This is a genomic window from Allostella sp. (genome assembly GCF_041913585.1).
GTDB lineage: Bacteria > Pseudomonadota > Alphaproteobacteria > ATCC43930 > Allostellaceae > Allostella.
The window spans coordinates 1-3,134 of record NZ_JAYSFE010000241.1 but is presented as its reverse complement, the minus strand read 5'-3'; the positions used below and the strand labels follow the sequence as shown (position 1 = coordinate 3,134).

The 3,134-nt window shown below is 70.4% G+C and carries 3 protein-coding genes and 1 pseudogene; 2 read left to right on the top strand and 2 right to left on the bottom strand.

All coding sequences use genetic code 11. The annotated features are described in order from the left end of the window. Positions 1-320 (top strand): annotated as a pseudogene (locus ACE3Q3_RS23670) (hypothetical protein); the annotation flags it as partial. Positions 321-327: 7 nt separating this feature from the next. On the opposite strand, the gene ACE3Q3_RS23665 reads toward ACE3Q3_RS23670, so the two are convergent. Beyond that, entirely contained in the window at positions 328-1,314 is a 987-nt protein-coding gene (locus ACE3Q3_RS23665; protein WP_374450211.1) for a calcium-binding protein, read from the bottom strand. Between the two features lie 180 nt (positions 1,315-1,494). On the opposite strand from ACE3Q3_RS23665, the gene ACE3Q3_RS23660 reads away from it, so the two are divergent. Further along, positions 1,495-2,418 carry an MBL fold metallo-hydrolase gene (locus ACE3Q3_RS23660; RefSeq protein WP_374450209.1) on the top strand — a complete coding sequence of 308 codons (924 nt, stop codon included), beginning with the start codon at positions 1,495-1,497 and terminating at the stop codon, positions 2,416-2,418. A 54-nt stretch (positions 2,419-2,472) separates the two neighbouring features. Here the strand turns inward: ACE3Q3_RS23660 and ACE3Q3_RS23655 are convergent. Continuing rightward, positions 2,473-3,134 (bottom strand): calcium-binding protein (locus ACE3Q3_RS23655; protein WP_374450207.1); only part of this gene is annotated, 662 nt, incomplete at its 5' end.

Below are 3,134 nucleotides of genomic sequence, written 5' to 3'. Positions count from 1 at the left end.
TGTGGGCGGTCATCGGCATCTACACCGGCCGCGAGGACAACATCTTCTGGCGCCGCACCCGGGACGGCGCGCGCGGCATCGAGGCCGCCGGCGCCGAGGCGCTCGGCACCGGCGACGTCGCGCCGCTCGGCCGGGACGTGATCCATTCGGTCACCAACCCGATTCCGCGGCTGACCGGGGCGCTGCATGTCTATGGCGGTGACTTCTTCGCGCCCGGCCGCAGCCAGTGGGACCCCGAATCGCTGGCCGAGGAACCCTACAGTTCCGAGGGCCTGAAGCGCCTCTTCGAAGAGTCGAACGCGGGCCTCGGCCGGGCCTAGGCGCCGCTCAGGCGTCGAAATAGAAGAAGTGCGACGCCTGCAGCTGTGCGGGCTGGATGCCGACGATCGTCACCGTGTCGCCGTTGCCGAGGTCGAGGATCGTATCGGTCCCGACCGCGGCGAGCCGGCCCTGGATGACCGAGAAGGGCGCCCCTTCCTCGAGGATGCTGCCGTTGATCCCGCTCTCGATGGCGATGAGATCGTCGGTCAGCGCGAAGTCGAGGATGTGGTCGTCGCCGCCGGCGGTCTGGAAGAAGAAGACGTCGAAACCGTCGCCGCCCTCCAGCGTGTCGTTGCCGTCTTCGCCATAGAGGGAATCGCGGCCGAGATTGCCGTGGAGCCGGTCGTTGCCGCCGAAGCCGGACCGGTCGCCGTAGTCGCCGAACAGCATGTCGGCGTTCTGGCCGCCGAACACGGTGTCGCTGCCGCCGTCGCCATAGACCGTGTCGTTGCCGATGTTGCCGTTGACGTGCCAGTCGTCGCCGTTGCCGCCGCGGACGAGGTCGTCGTCGCGGCCGCCGCGGACGAAGTCGCGACCGTTGCCGCCGGACACGGTGTCGGCGCCGACATTGCCGTTGACGTCGTCGTCGCCGCGCCCGCCCTCGAGTTCGTCGGCGCCGTCGAAGCCGACCAGGCGGTCGGGGCCGTCGCTGCCGAAGATCTGGTCGTCGCCGCGCAGCAGCCGGAAGACGAAGCCGAAGGAATCCCCCGCCGCCCGGAACCCGAGATAGTCGGCCCAGTCGAGATCGAATCCCGAGCCCGAGTAGAGGTCGCCGGTCGCGGGCGATTCCTCGCCGAGCGAGGTGATCGTGCCGGCGACGACGTCGCCGCCGGAAACGGAGAAGTTGCCGCCGAGATAGACCAGGGTGCCGTCCGGCTCACGAAAGCTCGCTTCCTCGCCGGTGGCCGCCGCGAGGGGCGTCGATCCGTCGGTTCCCGGAAAGAAGCCTGGGGCGAGGAGGTCGAGGGGCTGGTTGGCGACGACAGTGGCCATGGCAGGCATCCCGGCGGTCGATTCGCGGAGCGGAAGGCTAGCACGGGTGCATCCCGCCCGGCGCGACGAACCGGTGGGACAATTCGCGCGGGCGGTCGGGATCGAACTGCGCTGGCCGGCGGTTGACGGAGCGGGCCGGCGACGATTGATTCAGGAAAGTCTGAAGTAAGGGGACCGGGGATGACCGATGCTCATCGGGATGCGGCCGTCGCGCAGGTGCGGTCCGCCGTCGGCGCGGCGAAGGGGCCCGTGGTCGAGACTTTCTTCGACGAGGCGACCTTCACCGCGACCCATCTCGTCCACGATCCGGCGACGGGCCGTGCCGCCATCGTCGACAGCGTGCTCGATTTCGACGCCGCCGCCGGCCGCACCGCGACACGGTCGGCGGACGCGGTCGCCGAGCGCATCGAACGGGCCGGCCTCTCGGTCGAGTGGCTGCTCGAGACGCACGCCCATGCCGACCATCTCTCGGCCGCCCCGCATCTCCAGGCGCGCCTCGGCGGGCGGCTCGCGATCGGCCGCTCGATCGTCACCGTCCAGGAGACCTTCGGGCGGATCTACAACCTCGGATCCGAGTTCGCCCGCGACGGATCGCAGTTCGACATGCTCTTCGACGACGGGTCGGCCTTCGCGCTGGGCGACATCCCGGCCATCGCCCTGCATGTGCCGGGACACACCCCGGCCGACATGGCCTATGTGATCGGCGACGCGGTCTTCACCGGCGACACCATCTTCATGCCCGACTACGGCACCGCGCGGGCCGACTTCCCCGGCGGCGACGCGGCGCGTCTCTACCGCTCGATCCGCCGCCTGCTGTCGTTGCCCGGCGAAACGCGGCTCTTCCTCTGCCACGACTACAAGGCGCCGGGGCGGGACCACTATGCCTGGGAGACGACCGTGGCGGCGGAGCGGGCGGGCAACATCCATGTCCATGACGGGATCGCCGAGGCGGCGTTCGTCGCCATGCGGACGGCGCGCGACGCCACCCTGTCGATGCCGAAGCTGATCCTGCCCTCGATCCAGGTAAACATCCGCGGCGGCCACCTGCCGCCGCCCGAGGACGACGGCCACCGCTACCTCAAGCTGCCGCTCGACCGCCTCTAGGCGGCATCCGACCGGACGCGCCGGCGGCCGCGCCGCCCGCGCCCGGTCGTCGCCTCAGAAGAAGAACTGGAACATCTCCTGCGACAGGGCGGCGGGAGCGACGCGCTCGACGATGACGGCGTTGCCGTCGCCGAGGTCGATCCGGGAGCCGCCCAGCCCATCGCCCGAGATGCGCGCCTGCAGGTCGGCGAAGGTTTCGACGCCGGTGCCGTTGATGTCGATCTCGATGCCGATGAGGTCGCCCTCGCCCGGCTGGAAGTCGATGATGCGGTCGACGCCCTCGCCCGTGAAGAAGAAGAACCGGTCGGCGCCGGTGCCGCCGACCAGCGTGTCGTCGCCGAAATCGCCGTAGAGGTCGTCGTCGCCGCGGTCGCCGAAGAGCAGGTCGTTGCCGCCGTTGCCGCTGCCGTCACCGTCGTCGCCGATCAGCGTGTCGGCGCCCTGGCCGCCGTAGATCGTGTCGTTGCCGAGATTGCCGAAGACGACGTCGTCGCCGACATTGCCGGTGATGAACGGGTCGTTGCCCGGTCCGCCCAGCACCATGTCGTTGCCCTGGCCGCCGAAGAGCCAGTCGGCGCCGCTGCCGCCGATCACCCGGTCGGCGCCCTGGTTGCCGTAGACGAGGTCGTCGCCGGGGTTGCCGTTGAGGGTGTCCGCACCGTCGAAGCCGGCCAGCGTGTCGGCCGCGGCGCTGCCGTAGAGGGTGTCGCTGCCGT

Excerpts from the sequence above, each read along its gene's own strand:
- ACE3Q3_RS23665 (WP_374450211.1), bottom strand. The coding sequence starts at position 1,314 with ATGGCCACTGTCGTCGCCAACCAGCCCCTCGACCTCCTCGCCCCAGGC.
- ACE3Q3_RS23660 (WP_374450209.1), top strand. The coding sequence starts at position 1,495 with ATGACCGATGCTCATCGGGATGCGGCCGTCGCGCAGGTGCGGTCCGCC.